At 51.9% G+C, this 14,691-nt stretch carries 13 protein-coding genes; 8 read left to right on the forward strand and 5 right to left on the reverse strand.

Annotated features, from left to right (window positions below):
- Positions 1-11: 11 nt before the first annotated feature.
- The gene (locus tag RB297_RS13665) at positions 12-953 is read right to left on the reverse strand and encodes an ABC transporter permease (protein ID WP_375120917.1); all 942 of its coding nucleotides are present in this window, start codon (positions 951-953) and stop codon (positions 12-14) included.
- A gap of 311 nt (positions 954-1,264) precedes the next feature.
- Between RB297_RS13665 and RB297_RS13670 the strand changes: the two genes are divergently transcribed.
- Positions 1,265-3,532: a helix-turn-helix domain-containing protein gene (locus RB297_RS13670; protein WP_375120706.1), complete on the forward strand. Its 2,268-nt coding sequence runs from the start codon at positions 1,265-1,267 to the stop codon at positions 3,530-3,532.
- Between the two features lie 129 nt (positions 3,533-3,661).
- Here the strand turns inward: RB297_RS13670 and RB297_RS13675 are convergent, their stop codons facing one another.
- Entirely contained in the window at positions 3,662-4,855 is a 1,194-nt protein-coding gene (locus tag RB297_RS13675; protein WP_375120918.1) for an acyltransferase family protein, read from the reverse strand.
- 181 nt (positions 4,856-5,036) lie between these two features.
- On the opposite strand from RB297_RS13675, the gene RB297_RS13680 reads away from it, so the two are divergent.
- The 5 genes from RB297_RS13680 to RB297_RS13700 all read left to right on the forward strand — a co-directional run bounded on the left by RB297_RS13680 (position 5,037) and on the right by RB297_RS13700 (position 10,023).
- Entirely contained in the window at positions 5,037-5,969 is a 933-nt protein-coding gene (locus RB297_RS13680; RefSeq protein ID WP_090910641.1) for a helix-turn-helix domain-containing protein, read from the forward strand.
- A gap of 204 nt (positions 5,970-6,173) precedes the next feature.
- Positions 6,174-7,481, forward strand: a complete 1,308-nt coding sequence (locus RB297_RS13685) for an ABC transporter substrate-binding protein (protein ID WP_375120707.1) — start codon at positions 6,174-6,176, stop codon at positions 7,479-7,481.
- An 86-nt stretch (positions 7,482-7,567) separates the two neighbouring features.
- Positions 7,568-8,518: a carbohydrate ABC transporter permease gene (locus RB297_RS13690; protein ID WP_213580457.1), complete on the forward strand. Its 951-nt coding sequence runs from the start codon at positions 7,568-7,570 to the stop codon at positions 8,516-8,518.
- Between the two features lies 1 nt (position 8,519).
- Positions 8,520-9,344, forward strand: coding sequence for a carbohydrate ABC transporter permease (locus RB297_RS13695; RefSeq protein ID WP_090910644.1), 825 nt, complete (start codon positions 8,520-8,522; stop codon positions 9,342-9,344).
- Between the two features lie 139 nt (positions 9,345-9,483).
- Complete coding sequence (locus RB297_RS13700) at positions 9,484-10,023, forward strand: GNAT family N-acetyltransferase (protein ID WP_375120708.1); 540 nt, start codon at positions 9,484-9,486, stop codon at positions 10,021-10,023.
- A 96-nt stretch (positions 10,024-10,119) separates the two neighbouring features.
- Here RB297_RS13700 and RB297_RS13705 read toward each other — a convergent pair whose 3' ends face one another.
- On the reverse strand, positions 10,120-10,629 hold the full coding sequence (locus tag RB297_RS13705) for a GyrI-like domain-containing protein (RefSeq protein WP_375120709.1): 510 nt from the start codon (positions 10,627-10,629) through the stop codon (positions 10,120-10,122).
- Between the two features lie 56 nt (positions 10,630-10,685).
- On the reverse strand, positions 10,686-11,636 hold the full coding sequence (locus RB297_RS13710; protein ID WP_192569467.1) for a helix-turn-helix transcriptional regulator: 951 nt from the start codon (positions 11,634-11,636) through the stop codon (positions 10,686-10,688).
- Positions 11,637-11,874: 238 nt separating this feature from the next.
- On the opposite strand from RB297_RS13710, the gene RB297_RS13715 reads away from it, so the two are divergent.
- Together RB297_RS13715 and RB297_RS13720 are read left to right on the forward strand one after the other, a co-directional pair.
- Positions 11,875-12,357 carry a PH domain-containing protein gene (locus RB297_RS13715; protein ID WP_012819396.1) on the forward strand — a complete coding sequence of 161 codons (483 nt, stop codon included), beginning with the start codon at positions 11,875-11,877 and terminating at the stop codon, positions 12,355-12,357.
- Positions 12,350-14,026, forward strand: coding sequence for a PH domain-containing protein (locus RB297_RS13720; RefSeq protein WP_375120710.1), 1,677 nt, complete (start codon positions 12,350-12,352; stop codon positions 14,024-14,026). Before RB297_RS13715 ends, RB297_RS13720 begins: the two co-directional genes overlap by 8 nt.
- Here RB297_RS13720 and RB297_RS13725 read toward each other — a convergent pair.
- Positions 14,021-14,659, reverse strand: a complete 639-nt coding sequence (locus RB297_RS13725; RefSeq protein WP_375120711.1) for a TVP38/TMEM64 family protein — start codon at positions 14,657-14,659, stop codon at positions 14,021-14,023. The genes RB297_RS13720 and RB297_RS13725 overlap by 6 nt on opposite strands.
- Between the last annotated feature and the right edge of the window lie 32 nt (positions 14,660-14,691).

Below are 14,691 nucleotides of genomic sequence, written 5' to 3' on the forward strand. Positions count from 1 at the left end.
ATCACTCCTCCTTACCATAGGCTGTTCTCGCTGACTTTTCGGGCAATCCGGTTTACGGTAATCAGCATGATAAAGTTGACGATGGAGTTAAACAGGCCGACCGCAGCCGAGAAGCTGTACTGGGCACCCAGTATACCGCTCCGGTATACGTTTGTGGCGATGACGTCGGACGCTTCCATATTCAGCGAATTTTGCATCAGGAAGATCTTCTCGAAGCCGACGCCAAGAACGGAACCGATGTTCAGAATGAGCAGTATCGTCATCGTGGGCGCGATCCCCGGCAGATTGATATGCCAGATTCGCCGGAACCAGCCCGCACCATCCACCTTGGCCGCCTCATGCAGCTGCGGGTCGATCCCGGCGAGTGCCGCCAAATAGATGATGGAGCTCCAGCCCATGCCCTGCCACACGCCGGACCACACATAGATGCTCTTGAACCAGGAGGGCTCCGTCATGAATGCAATCGGCTCTCCGCCGAAGGAGGTGATAATCAAATTGACGAGGCCGCTTACCGGCGACAGGAACATCATGATCATTCCGACAACAACGACCGTGGACAAGAAATGAGGTGCATAAGTTACCGTTTGTACGAATCGGCGGAACCGGCCCGATCTGGCTTCGTTGATCATCAAGGCCAGAATGATCGGAATCGGAAATCCGACCGCCAGCTCATATAACCCGATACCCATCGTATTTTTAATAATGCGCCAGAAATAAAAGCTGTCAAAAAAGCGTTCAAAATGTTTGAAGCCCACCCATGGGCTATCCATGATCCCTTTGTTGGCCATAAAATCCTTGAATGCAATCTGGACGCCATACATGGGTACATAATGAAATACAATGAAGTACAACAGAACCGGTGCAAATAAAGCGTATAGCTGCCAGTTTCTGCGCATCTGCATCATGGTTCTTCGCCAGACACTTTTCCTTTGAATTTCTGAATGCGCTTCCATGTTGCTTAGCTGACGTTGCAAAATCGGCAATCCCCTCTCTTTCGTCTATGCGTCTTCGTGTGTCCCAAGGTCCACGTCTGCATCATAAACGACCCGAACGCATGAGGGGTATTGACCATTTTAATGATGTCTTGCCTTTCATTGGATGGAAGGGCGGAAGCCGCGTTTTCCTAAAGCAATGCTTAAAATCTAAAATATTGACTATCCCATTTTTACGAAAGATTAACACGATTCGGGCACATTCCTTAATACTTGTCCTATATAATGTTATGAAACCTGGAACGTCAGAAAAATACAAAGGGGGGAAGACTGTGAATTGGATCCGGCATAAAAGCCACAGTGTATTCTTTAAAATTTTTCTGAGCTTTCTGGCCATCATCGTGTTATTCGGATTGTTCTATGCGGTTATCTTCCAGCTCTTCAAGACCAGCCTGCAAAAAGAAATCATCGATAACAGCCAACGGTCGGTTCACGATACGGCAGAACGGTTCAACAACCAATTCAGCAGGCTGCAGGTATTAATGTTCGATATATATAACCAGTCCGAATTAATCGGCTTCAATAATCAGCTTCGCCACCAGACCGGAAACGAAGTCAATTACTTGAAGGCCCGGGACGTGATGATGCAGATGCGGAGCGATATCTATAACCCGCTGTTCTTTCTGGAGGACACCCTGATTTATCTTCGCGAGTTTGATTTCGTGCTCAGCAAATCCGGGAGCGGCGATGCTGCCTATATGTTCAATCGTTCCTATACGAGTCCGATGTACCCTTATTCGTTCTGGAACGGTTATACGGGCGATTCGGAATCCTTCAAGCTCCTACCTGCGTCAACCTATCGAATCAACAACGATTTGTCCGAGAAAACGCTGATGCCTTTTGTTTACAAGCAGCCGGACAGTCCATATGAGGTCATTGCCCTCATAGATATCGATAAGGCCGCCCAGTCCTTCTTCGGCGAGTCGAACGATCGCGCGCTTGCCATTCTGAATGCCGAAGGCCAAGTGCTGTACACGCTGGGCTCCATGGACCAGGATCAGCTGCCGCCGTTCGAGGCCGGTCAAAAAGCCGTGCTGAAGGATGGGACCTACTATTTTGCGGAAGCCGGATCCGACGGATTGACCTATGTCTCGGCCGTACCTTACAGCCATGTCTCTTCCCAGCTGAGCCGGTTGACCGGCGGATTGCTGCTTATTTTCTGCCTATCGCTCGGGGTAGCGCTTGCTGCATCCTATTTCCTCAGCCGGCGGCTGCATAAGCCGGTGAAGCAGATCCTGACGACCGTGCTGAACAGAGCCAGCAGCTCGGCGATGCCGGAAACCGGCAGCGTCACGGAATACGACCTGATCCAGAACCGCATTCAGGAGCTGTTCCGGGAGAAGGAAGAGATTCGGGACCGCATGAACAAACACAAGTCCGTCCTGACCAGTTACTCTTATATCAGTCAGTTGAAGAGCATCAATACCGATATCAGCGAATGGGAGGATTTCCTGTCGGATGACGGAAGCTTCATCGTGGTTCTGTACCATATCCGGTTCCGGATGAATCCGGTCTATGAGCTTCCCCTCCAAACCGATCAGGCCGTCCGTCATATGCTGGAGCATATTCATCTGATCACGGCGGAGCGCTATCCGGGCTCCCATACGTTCCAGATCGAGAAGAACGAGATCGTCTCCATCTTCAAACGGGAGGAAGCGGCCCGCCTGGAGGAATTGCTGCTGGAGATCAAGGATATGCTGAACGAGGAGAAGGAATTGTTCCTGGTCACGATTGCGGTCAGCTCACAGGTAAGCGATTCGTCCGAATTCAATCAAGCCTACCATCAGGTCAAAGGATTGACTGCCCAGGCTCCGCTGCTCGAGGAATCGCAGATCGTGACCATGCAGCGGGTACTCCCTACCACCGTCAACCTGAGCCCGCCGCAGGAAAAAGGACTGCTCGACGCGCTGCAATCCGGCAGCGACGGCCGCTCCCTGCAGATCATCGACCAGGCGCTTGAAGCCATGCAGCGCAAGGAGGCCGGCATCGCGCAATTCCGTTTCTTCGCCGATTCCGTGGCTTCCAAAATTCTAAGTTATATGGAGATGGCCCAGATTGACAAAACCTCCGTCCAATCCTTGAAGCAGTGGAGCGCAAGATTGGCGGAATGCCATTGTTTATCTGATTACCAAGGGGTATTCCGTCAGCTCGTCGAAGCCTCCTGTGCCCTCATCCGCAAGAAAAAGGATACCGGGGAAGAGCCGCTTATCGCCATGTTCATGAACATTGTCCATAACCAGTATGCCGATGATCTGTCCCTGGACTATCTGTCAGCCAAACTGAACCTGTCGAGCGCCTACCTCTCCGTTTATATCAAGGAGAAGACCGGTCTCAACTTCAGCGATCACCTCCTCGGCATCCGCATGAACAAAGCGAAGGAGCTGCTGGCGTGCACCGACCTGACCGTCAATGAGATCAGCCAGCGCGTCGGCTATCTCAACATTACCTCCTTCAACCGAACATTCAAGAAGGCCGTCGGCATGACGCCGGGCGCATACCGCAGGCAGCATGTGGTGCAGACCCATGCGAGCGGATCCTGAAGAAAAAACAAAAAGAAAACCTTCTCTTTCTCGGCATGGACCGGGCGTATGCCCGGCCGGTATCCCGGAAGAGAAGGTTTTTTTGCGTTTCATTGTTCGCTCAGAAGATGGAGGTAACCGAATCTGTATCTAGTCGGCCTTTATGGTCTGTTCCGTTTGTATTTGGCCCTTGCGTCCTCTCAGCTTCCCAGACGCGAATAACGCTTTGTTCCACCTGGATAACCCGAGCAGAATCCGGGCATCCACGAGCCGGTAAAACCAATGGGCCACCGCGGCGATAACCGCAAACGTGAGAATCGTGGTAAGCAGCACGCGGGGACCATAGCCCAGAAACGGGCTGAGTTGCAGAAAGACATAGCTTCCGAACGAGCAAATAACCGTAAAGTGTACGAGGTACAGCGAGAACGAGATTTTACCCAAATAAGCAAAAAAACGATGGCTGAATATCGACTGCATTCGGCTTGAATGCAGCAGCGCCGTCAGGACCAGGAATGATCCGATTACATGATAAAACACAAAGAAATCGAAATCGGCAGTTCCCCACTGGAGGATCGAATATACCGTTCCTTGCGGTGCGACATAAGGATAGGAGCCTAGGTAAATACCGGCGCAGAGCAGCAGGAGCTGGATCCAGGACCGATGGATAAATGCCGGCCGCTCCCTTCCGCTGTTCTTTACATCGCTTAACAGCATGCCCAGGACGAATCCCAAATAGTAGGAATCGATGAATAAACAGATGAGGATTGCATACACGGCATAACGAATCCGATGGCGGCCGCAAACAATCAGAAAAACGAAGATCATGAACGAACCGAACAGCTCGTACGTCATCGTCCATAGCACGGGATTGTACTGCGAGCCATAAGTAAAAAAGGTATGGAACATGCTTTCCTTCAGCATAACCAGCAGATTGGCGTCCGCGGCAAACGGATCGGGCATCGAAGATAACGTCATCCCGCGTATATTGTCATAAGCCCCGAGATCCCATACGAGGATCAGATATGCAAGGAAAACGGATGCCAAAGCCGGCACGGCCAGACGAAAATAGCGGCGGATGGCGGAAGAATAAACGATGAACCTGTCCCCTGTTCCAAAAAAACGATAGCTGAGCACGTATCCGCTGAGCACAAAAAACAGGCAGACGGAGAAGTTGCCGTTAAACAGCAGATTGAACGGCGTTCGCGCGGCAATCCCCTCAAAAGCGAAATGCTCGATCTCCTCCCTCCCCTCAAAAACCGACGGTGCAAACACTTGAAAAAAATGAGATACCACCACGATCAAGGCAGCGAGCCCTCTCAAGCCGTCCAAATATACGATTTTCATAAACAACCCCGCGTTCCCCTATGAAATAGGCTGATAATGTGACCTATATTTCTTAGGGAGGAGGAGGAATTCTGTACACGATCCGGATGTTTTAGGGATAATCATGTTTAAGAAAATGGCTATCACCTAAAATGAAAGCGTTTTCTTAAACTAAAGGAAATCAACAGGGGAGGGAATTTATTTGAGTATTTACTGGAGTCAGGTCGATATTGAAGAGCTAACGGGATCAGGTGTCGTTTATTTTAACTCAAAGATGGAGATGTTGGAAGGTCTTCCATGCAAAATGTATAAATTGACCTATCAGCAGAGCCTGTGGACGCATTGCCATGATTATTTTCAGATATGGTATGTGGCAAAAGGCGCTTTCCTGCACACCGTCCAACAACAGGTATACGAGATACGCAAAGGCGATATTTTTGTTATTCCTCCATTTACCCTGCACAGCGTAAGCATTTCACCCGATGAGGACATCGAAATTTACGGATGCGAATTCATGCCCTCCTTCGTGAACGAGAGATTTCAGGAACAGCCGACAGACCATGCCTTTTTCGATGTGGCCTTTCTGGAATACTTTCTGCGCAAGGAAACGAATGCCCAGTCCCAAATCACGCTGGACAGCGTTACCGACGTAACGGTTCGAAATGTCCTGAAGGATATGCTGATCGAATACGAGAGACGCACCCCTTTTTTTCAAATCTCGCTCAAGGCCAAGCTGCTTGTGCTTCTCTCGATTCTGGCACGGCAGGTTAACGGCGAGCTGCTGCGTGAAGGATTCGAGAAATCGGAGAAATACCGGGAAATCATGACAAGAGTCGTTGATCACATCCATAACCACTACCAGGAAGATATGAATTTGAATGATCTATGCAGCCTATCGAATTTATCAAGGTCCACGTTCTGCATCCTCTTCAAAGAATGGACAGGCAAAACATTCAACCGTTATCTCACCGACCTGCGGATTCTGCAGGCCATGATGATGCTGAAGCAGCCGGAGTTATCCGTAACGGATGTTTGCTACTCCACCGGATTTAATGAACTCTCCTATTTTTGCAGAATCTTCAAAAAGTATACGGGCATCTCTCCCACCGACTTTCGTAAGCAAGCGATGAAATAGAGTGTTCAATGCCATACGATAATCCTATTTTTGAACACGATAGTGAAATGAAATGATTTTTTTACATGCTACGATATCCATAATTCTTACAAATAACTGGATCAGGGCCGGTTGTTTAGTCAACTGTGTTGGGGAGGGAATTGATAGAACTTCAATGAATGACGTTGCACGATTGTACACGATTGCTCAAGGGGAGGAAGAGGAATGAAGAAGAAATCTTGGATCTGGAGCCTTATTCTATTGTTCTCTATCGTAACAGGATGTTCGGGCGGTAATGCGCCCCAAGCAGGCAGTGATGCTGGTGACGAGCCATCCGATAATCCGCCTGCCCAGGATGCCGTAACGCTCGACTTCTGGTACGGATGGACCGGACCGGAAGCGGAGGCGTTGGAAGCGTTGATTGCCAAGTGGAACAGCGCCAATCCCGACATTCAAGTGAAGGGCTTATCCCAAAGCGATTACCAGAAACAGCTTACCGCGATCACCGGGGGCAATCCTCCGGACATCGCATCCCAATTCGGACAAAATGTCGTGCCGTGGGGACTCCGTGGCGCCATGATGCCGCTGGATGATTATATAGCGAAGGACGGCGTCGATCTTAAGGACTTCGTGCCGGCTGCCCTAAGCACTTCCCAGCATGAAGGCAAGACGTATGCAATCCCGACGGCCATGCACGTGTCCATGCTGTTCTACAACAAGGATATTTTGCAGGAAGCCGGTTATGACGGTCCGCCGGAAACGATAAGCGATTTGAAAGAGTATATCAAGAAGCTGAGCGTCGCTCAGGATGACGGCCGCCTCCAGCGGCTTGGATTGTGGCCGGGCATGGATGCGTATACGTTCAGTTATGCCTTTAACGGATCGTTTTATGATGAAGCAACGCAGCAGGTGACGCCTGATCATCCGGGGATCCAATCGGCCATCAAGCTCTCGAAGGAGATCTGGGATCAATACGGTTCCGATAATCTGGACCGATTCTCCTCCGGGCTCGGCCAATACATGTCGGCACAGAATCCGTTCTTCTCGGGCAAATATGCGATGACGATTGACGGAGAATGGCTGCCCACCTTCATCAAGCAATACTCGCCTGATCTGAACTACGGCATAGCTCCCATTCCTTATGATGAGAGCAACCCGGAACTTAAAAACTCCGGAAATGTAACCACCAGCGTATTCTATATTCCGAAAGGCGTCAAAAACCCGGACGCTTCCTGGAAATTCATCAAATGGATGACCGAGCCGGAGCAAATGGCCGAGTTTACGGCTGCCCTCGGGAATCTCCCGACGCGAAATTCGGCCTTCTCCAACCCGCTCTACGAGGATGTGCCAGGGTTTAAGGAATTCCTCGACTATTCGGGGAGCGAAAACCTGAAGTCCTTCCCGGCTTCTTCCTACGCGAACGAGTACATGACGGAGTTCAGCGCGCAATATGACGCTATTCTCCGAGGCACCGTCAGCATGGAGGAAGGCTTGGACAAGGTGAAGGCCAAGATTCAGCCGCTGGTGAAATGATGAACCAAGCAGGCTCTGTCCAATGCAGCGATGGGTTGGGCGGGGCCGCTGCCTAAATATTTTGAAGCGAAAGGAGAATCGCGAAGATGAGAGTCTCCACAGCAAATCAACGAAAGCCCGTATCAGGCTGGTCCAGGAAGGAGCGACATTATGTGTATCTTGGCCTGGCGTTCGCCTCTCCTTGGATCATCGGGTTTCTCGCTTTTACCGTCTATCCGTTCTTCGGTTCGCTCTATCTGAGTCTGACCGAGTACGATTTATTCAGCCCTCCCCAGTGGGTGGGGCTGCAGAATTACGAGCAAATCCTCGCGGATGACCGCTTCTATAAATCGCTCGGTAACACCTTTTTCATGGCGTTCATATCCGTGCCGATCACGCTGGCCGTCTCACTGCTGATTGCCGTGATGCTCAATTTCAAAGTAAAGGGGATCAATTATTACCGCACCATCTTCTACCTTCCGTCCGTCATACCGATCGTTGCAAGCGCTCTATTGTGGACATGGATGCTGAACCCCGACTTCGGGTTGGTTAACTTGGCACTTCGCACCCTGGGTTTAACAGACCCGGCGTGGCTGCTGGATCCCCGTTATACGAAGCCGTCCCTTATCCTGATGAGCCTGTGGGGCTCGGGGGCCGGCGCTTTAATCTTCCTGGCCGCCCTCCAGGGCGTGCCGAGGCAATATTATGAAGCGGCTCAGGTGGACGGAGCGAACTGGTGGTACCGCTTCTGGAAGATCACGGTCCCTGCCCTGTCCCCCATCATTCTTTTTCAGCTCATCATGGGGCTGATCGGCGCCTTTCAAATCTTTACGGAATCGTATATTTTGGCTGGCGGCAAGGTGGATGGAAGCGGCTCATTGGGCGGGCCGGAGCAATCGCTGCTGTTCTATGCGGTCAATTTGTATCAGGAAGCCTTTGTCTTTCTGAAGATGGGTTATGCCTCGGCGCTCGCCTGGATTCTGTTCATCATCGTGCTGCTGATTACGTTCATCCTGTTAAAAACGTCGGGCCGCTGGGTCTATTACGGAGGTGAGTAACATGGCTGTCAGGTTGCGGGTTATCTTGCCGCATGTAGTCCTTCTTCTATTCGCTGTGATCTTCCTGTTTCCATTTGTATGGCTGGTGATGACCTCGCTGAAAACGCCGGAGGAGATACTCGAGTTCCCGCCGAGCATTTTCCCGGAGACGTTCCAGTGGTCCAATTATAAAGAGGCGCTTTCTGCCATTCCGTTTACCCGCTACATGATGAACACGTTTCTGATTTGTATGGTGAATATCATCGGCCAGCTATTCTCTGCACCGCTGGTAGCCTACTCGATTTCCCGCATCCCCTGGAGGGGCCGGAACATCATCTTTACCATCGTCGTGGCAACCATGATTCTGCCGGCTCAAGTGCAGATGATTCCGCAGTACATCATCTTCACCAAGCTCGGCTGGGTCAATACGATCATGCCGCTTACCATCGGCGCATTCTTCGGGGCGCCGTTCTTCATCTTTTTGCTTCGGCAGTTTCTGCTTGGCGTGCCGACCGAATTGTCCGAGGCAGCAAAGATCGACGGGGCTTCGGAGCTGCGGATCTATATCAAGATCATCATGCCGATCCTGAAGCCGGCACTGGCCACCGTTGCTTTATTCTCTTTTGTGTGGTCATACGTGGATTTCATGGGACCGCTCATCTATCTGAACGATTCGGCCAAATGGACCATCACCGTCGGCCTGCAAAGCTTTCAGCAGGACCACGGGGCACAGTGGGAGAAACTGATGGCGGCATCCACCATCATGGCGATTCCCATGATCCTGATCTATTTCTTCGGACAGAAGTATTTCATGAAATCAGGATCGGCGTTGACCGGGTTTAAATAATGGGTTGAATGAAACCTTCTCTTCCATGGCAGTTAGGCCGATCAGGCCCGCTGCGAATATGGAAGAGGAGGTTTTTGTGCTGATCGTGCAGAAATAAACGATGAAGAAACGATATCAATAGACATAAAGGATGAGATTAATGACTTATCATATCACTGCCATGACGGAGGCGTTTGCCGATCAAATCATGTCTTGGAACTATGAGCCTCCCTATGACTTCTACGACAGCGGACAGGATGAGGAGTTTCGAAGAGAGCTTCTGGAATGTTCGTATTACGCCATACTGGACGATGAGCAGCAATTGATCGGTTTTTGCTGCACGGGTTCATCAGCCCAAATACCGATTGCGATCCCGTTAGGGGCATACGATGAGGATCTGCTCGATATCGGACTCGGCATGAAACCGGAGCTGACGGGAAAAGGCTTGGGACACAAGTTCCTCTCCTGCGTGCTGGCATCCATGGGAGAACTTCACCAACGCGAATCGTTTCGGCTGACCGTAGCCCGGTTCAACGAACGAGCCATTCGCCTGTATGCCAAGCTTGGCTTCTCGGAGGCTGCATCGTTCGATAAGGGCGGCACCTCCTTCATGACGATGGTCAAAAAGCGCCGGGCATCTTCAAACAGCAAGAAGGGCATCTCGCAAGATCCAGGATCTTTTGAGACACCCTCTATTTGATGTTGACAACCATCGATTGTCCCGGATCGGATCGTAATCCCTTTGGATCGTCTTATCAGCTCCAGGCACCCGAACCGGTCTTCCGATGCTTCGCGGCTATTCAATTGCGATATATACGTTCACCACAGTATTCGCAGGATCAAACTGCTGCATGTCATAGCGTTCGTAATCGCCCGTATAGGTTCTTTTTTCCGCCGCTTGGTCGAAGTAGCTCCAAATTTCATGCCATACCTCAGGCACGATCTCCATTAAGGGGCCGCGTCTTGTCCGGAATACCAAATACCTGGATGCAGGGACGGAGGCTTGCTGAAGTTCACTGGAGGTTTCGGCAGCCACGTCTTCATCTATCCTGTTGCCGATTATTAAGGTATACGACCCGGATGCGTCGCTTTCGTAATCCGTGTACAACCCATAGATGGCTTGATCCTTATCAGATAATCGTGTCTGCAAGCCGCTTTGGAAATACCGATCCCATAACTGCGGTATTTTGTCTTGCGGTCCTGCCTCCGCTTCGTTTGTCGTTCGGACGCCGACGCCCTGAATGGACATGGCGGGTCTAGTTTCGATCCATCGTTCACTTTGATTCTGCTGTTGACTATGACTCATAGTTGTTTCCTCCTTGAGATGAATATATCTCTATTCTAAAGAGGTAACGTGGACATCTATCTGTCCGGGTTATCGTAACGCAGCAGCATCCGTTTCGCCCTTCGCTTCACTTCCTCGGCTGCTTCGCCCGGAAGCTCAACCAGCACTTGATCCCCGAAGCTCAGAATCATGCCGTAAAACCACTCGTCCAGCTTGTATAACACATGAACGCGCAAAGATCCGTCCGGATTGACGGTCACTTGTTCCGGCGGAAACATATCCGCCACCCGCTGACGCGCGGCAGCCTCGAATAGCAGAACGGTCTCCTGCTCCCGAGCATTGGACCAGGAGGAGTCCCATTCCAAACGTTCCTTGCCCGGCCATGGCCTTGGCTCATACGCTTCGCTCAGCATCTTGATATCCTGCATGCGCGACAACCGGAAGAGGCGAAAATCTTCCCGCTCCAGGCAAAAGGCCTGCACATACCAGACATTGCCCTTCAGAAACAAGGATGCCGGTTCAATGGTTCTTCGCTCCGCGCTGCCTTCCGCATCGATATATTCCATCTGCACCCTGCGCTTGTCATGAATGGCTTGTTTGAGCAAGCCCACGGCGGGTTTCAGTCCCTGACGCTGTCCCCAAGGCTGAAAGTCCATGACTACGGGCTCCTTCCGATATTCATCGCCAAGTCCCTGCTCTACCCTGCGCAGCAGCGCTTTGATCTTCTCCAGCAGCATGCCCATCTGCGGATCCTCCAGTGCGCTGCTCAGCCCCTTAACGGCTGTAACCAAGGTGCTCATCTCCTCGGCGGACAGCCAGTACTTATCGATCATATAATGCTCCATGATCTCAAATCCGCCGGTGATCCCCTGGTGGGCAACAATCGGAATGCCGGCTTGGCACAGCGTATCCATATCTCGGTATATTGTCTTGCTGGATACCTCGAACCGATCCGCCAGCTCTTTGGCGCTCAGTCTCCCACGGTTAAGAAGCAGGACGGTTATGGCTAACAGCCGGTCTATTTTCATGATCAGCCATCCTTTCGTTCTCGATCATTTCATCAGCTTTCTTAACTCAAGCTTAACAGAATCGGGATGTGTTCATGCAACCGTTAGGTCGGGTTCAGATGATCGTTAATCTGTTATGCTACAATGATAAGCACGGCAAGCAAACAGGGGCGGAATGAAACGCGGTTTTCCCAAGCAACGTAGACATACATATAGGTAAGGAATGATCGAATCTTTAACATCAAGGAGGAACCTACATATGGACCATCGGCTTGACGCCATGCGCAAGTGCCACCCGGACTCCGTCACGATCTCCCGCATAACGGGCTTCATCACGGACGGAATTATTATGCTCGCTGCAGCAGCTTATCTGATCATCGCGGCTATACTCGGATGGACCCTCATTCCCGGGTGGATCACCATCGGACTCCTGGTTCTCGGAGCCTGGTTTACTTGGGCCGTGCCCTCTTTCACTTACAAACAATTCGGCTTTAAAGTCAGCGAGGAGGAATTGGAGCTTCGCTCCGGCTGGATCTGGCTCAGCGACACCCTCGTTCCCATGACGCGGGTCCAGCATGTCGAGCTGGAACGGGGGCCGCTCCTTCGCAAATACGGGTTAGCCAAGGTCAAGGTGGTCACGGCTGCAACGACCCATGTCATTCAAGCGCTCAAGCTGGAAGAAGCAGAGGAACTAAAGAAACAGATCGGCGAGCTGGCCAAAGTGGTGGATCACGATGAATGAACCGACAAGGCTGCACCGGCTGTTCATCCTGTTCCCGCTCGTAGGCAGCGTAAAATCGCTCATTCCGATCGCAGCCCTCGTATCCATCAAATTCCTTAACGGAAAATCGCTGCGCGACATCCCTTGGTATTGGCTGTCCGCCGCCATCGTCATCCTGGTCTCCCTTCTGCTCCTGTACGGGTATCTGAAGTGGAAACGCTTCGTCTATACGCTGGAAGAAGACAAAATCCTCATCCGCCGCGGCGTGCTGTTCCGGGAGGAATTGTCCATCTATACGGGCCGCATCCATTCCATGAATATGGAGCAGCCCTTGCTGCAGCGTTTATTGGGGCTTACCCAGGTCCGAATCGAAACGCCGGGCAAAAAGGAAGGCGGCGGCATCCTTCCGGCCGTCACCAATAGCGAAGGCGAACGGCTGCAGCGCTGGCTGCGCGAGCAAACCCAAACCAGGCAGGCGGATCGCGAGGTTCACCCAGCTGCGGAAAACTCCGGCCGATCCGGTCAGAGCCTTTCCTCAGAGACGGAGAGACCGTCCGTTCCATCTCCGGGGACCCCGGAGGCTTATGAATCCGCTCAACATCCGTCGAATCACAACGGGGACTACGAGAGCGTTCCGTTGATGGATTCCGAATCCGACGCCGCCGGCGGAGAGAAGGCAAGCCCTCCCATCCCGGCCGAGGAAGAACGCAGCACGCTGCTCCAGCTATCCTCGGGCCGTCTGCTCATTGCCGCTCTATCCTCGCCCAACCTGTCATTGGCTTTAGCCTTTGTGGGCGGTATCGTGTCTTTTGCCGACGACCTGCTGCCGGATCGGATGTACCAATCGCTGTTTCAATCGGCTGGGAAGCTGCTGCCCGGCAGCTGGATCAGCATCGCGGCATTGGCGCTCATCGTGTCCTGGCTGCTCTCGGCCGTGCTCTACACGATCAAATATGCCGGATTTACCGTCGAGCGTTTCGGGAAACAAATCTCGGTCAGCTGCGGCCTGCTGGAGAGAAAAAGACTGCTATTCTCCCCGGAACGCGTATTGGCCATAACCGTAAAGGAAGGCGTATTCCGGCGATGGTTCGGTTACGCCGAAGTGAAGGTTCATGTGCTTACGTCAGAGTCCGAGAAACATTTCATGCTGCATCCTCTGCTGAAGACCGGGGATATCCCGGCGCTGCTGAAGCGGGTTACGCCTCAATTCAGCGCTCAGGCCATTTCGGCTTCGCCGCCGCCCCGCGCCAGATGGATGTACGTCCGCTGGAAGCTGGCTTCTGCCGCAGCGGTCAGCGCCGCATGCATTTGGTATTTTGACAGGCTCGGTTTATTATCGCTCCTGCTGCTTCCGCTCTCGTTCGCCTGGGGGCTTCTGTCGCACCGGGATTCCGGACTGAACGTCACGGGTAGACAGCTTACGATCCGCAGCCGCTTCATAGCAATGTCCACCAGGTACATACGCCGGCCGCAGATCATTGCCATGGAGGTCAGCGGTACCCGCAGGCAGCGTAGAAAGGGGCTTCTGTCCCTTCAAGTGAAGATGATATTCAGCGAAATCAACGAGAGTTTAAGCGGAATGGAACAGCAAGAGATCGAGGCCGTACGGGCATGGTTCCAACAGAAAAAAGGCGAGACCTTAGCACCTCCGGAGCGAAGCGGTCCCACCTCATCGATCGAACGCCTATAAGCGTTTGGCCTCCGTTCTTCCCGAACGGCCAAAGCCCGACAAGCGGTAAACCAGAAGGGTTACGGCAAGAAATACGCCATATACGCCTACGGTTATTAGGATATGGGAAGGATTGGACATCAAATTGTCTCCTACCATCGAGAACAGCAGCATGGCGGGAATTTTGCCCAATGCGGACGCCAAGCTGTACGATACGAACGTTACCTTGCTGAGCGCTGCGTACACATTGATGACAATGGAAGGAATAAACGGGATCAACCGGGTAAACAGGATGGTCAAAAAGGCGTTCCGTTCAAACATCGTGGTCACTTTTCCCAGGCTGTTGTAACGGTGAAGCGCCCGGTTGCCCCATTCCTGATAACCGTAGCGGATGAACATGAACATCAGGATGGAAGCAGCTGTGGAGCCGACCCAAGTAACCATCCCGCCGATAACCGGACCCAGGGCCGCCCCGATTACGCCGCCGACAACGGGATAAGGGATCACCGGGAACAAAGCCATGGCGACAGCGACGAGCATGATCAGCATGATGCTGTCTGTCGATCGAATCCATGCCAATATGAACTCGCCTTTATAGTAAATAAGACCACCCACGGCAACGTAGACAAGTGCCATTCCTAATTTTTTGACCATGCACCACACTCCAAGACATAATGCCTCTATTG

This window comes from Paenibacillus sp. CR_12, from assembly GCF_041953985.1.
Classification (GTDB): domain Bacteria; phylum Bacillota; class Bacilli; order Paenibacillales; family Paenibacillaceae; genus Paenibacillus_AQ; species Paenibacillus_AQ lautus_A.

Coding starts and splice junctions, on each gene's coding strand:
- RB297_RS13675 (WP_375120918.1), bottom strand. CDS start 4,855: ATGAAAATCGTATATTTGGACGGCTTGAGAGGGCTCGCTGCCTTGATC.
- RB297_RS13715 (WP_012819396.1), top strand. CDS start 11,875: ATGGACCATCGGCTTGACGCCATGCGCAAGTGCCACCCGGACTCCGTC.
- RB297_RS13720 (WP_375120710.1), top strand. CDS start 12,350: ATGAATGAACCGACAAGGCTGCACCGGCTGTTCATCCTGTTCCCGCTC.
- RB297_RS13705 (WP_375120709.1), bottom strand. CDS start 10,629: ATGAGTCATAGTCAACAGCAGAATCAAAGTGAACGATGGATCGAAACT.
- RB297_RS13710 (WP_192569467.1), bottom strand. CDS start 11,636: ATGAAAATAGACCGGCTGTTAGCCATAACCGTCCTGCTTCTTAACCGT.
- RB297_RS13665 (WP_375120917.1), bottom strand. CDS start 953: ATGGAAGCGCATTCAGAAATTCAAAGGAAAAGTGTCTGGCGAAGAACC.
- RB297_RS13700 (WP_375120708.1), top strand. CDS start 9,484: ATGACTTATCATATCACTGCCATGACGGAGGCGTTTGCCGATCAAATC.
- RB297_RS13695 (WP_090910644.1), top strand. CDS start 8,520: ATGGCTGTCAGGTTGCGGGTTATCTTGCCGCATGTAGTCCTTCTTCTA.
- RB297_RS13690 (WP_213580457.1), top strand. CDS start 7,568: ATGAGAGTCTCCACAGCAAATCAACGAAAGCCCGTATCAGGCTGGTCC.
- RB297_RS13685 (WP_375120707.1), top strand. CDS start 6,174: ATGAAGAAGAAATCTTGGATCTGGAGCCTTATTCTATTGTTCTCTATC.
- RB297_RS13725 (WP_375120711.1), bottom strand. CDS start 14,659: ATGGTCAAAAAATTAGGAATGGCACTTGTCTACGTTGCCGTGGGTGGT.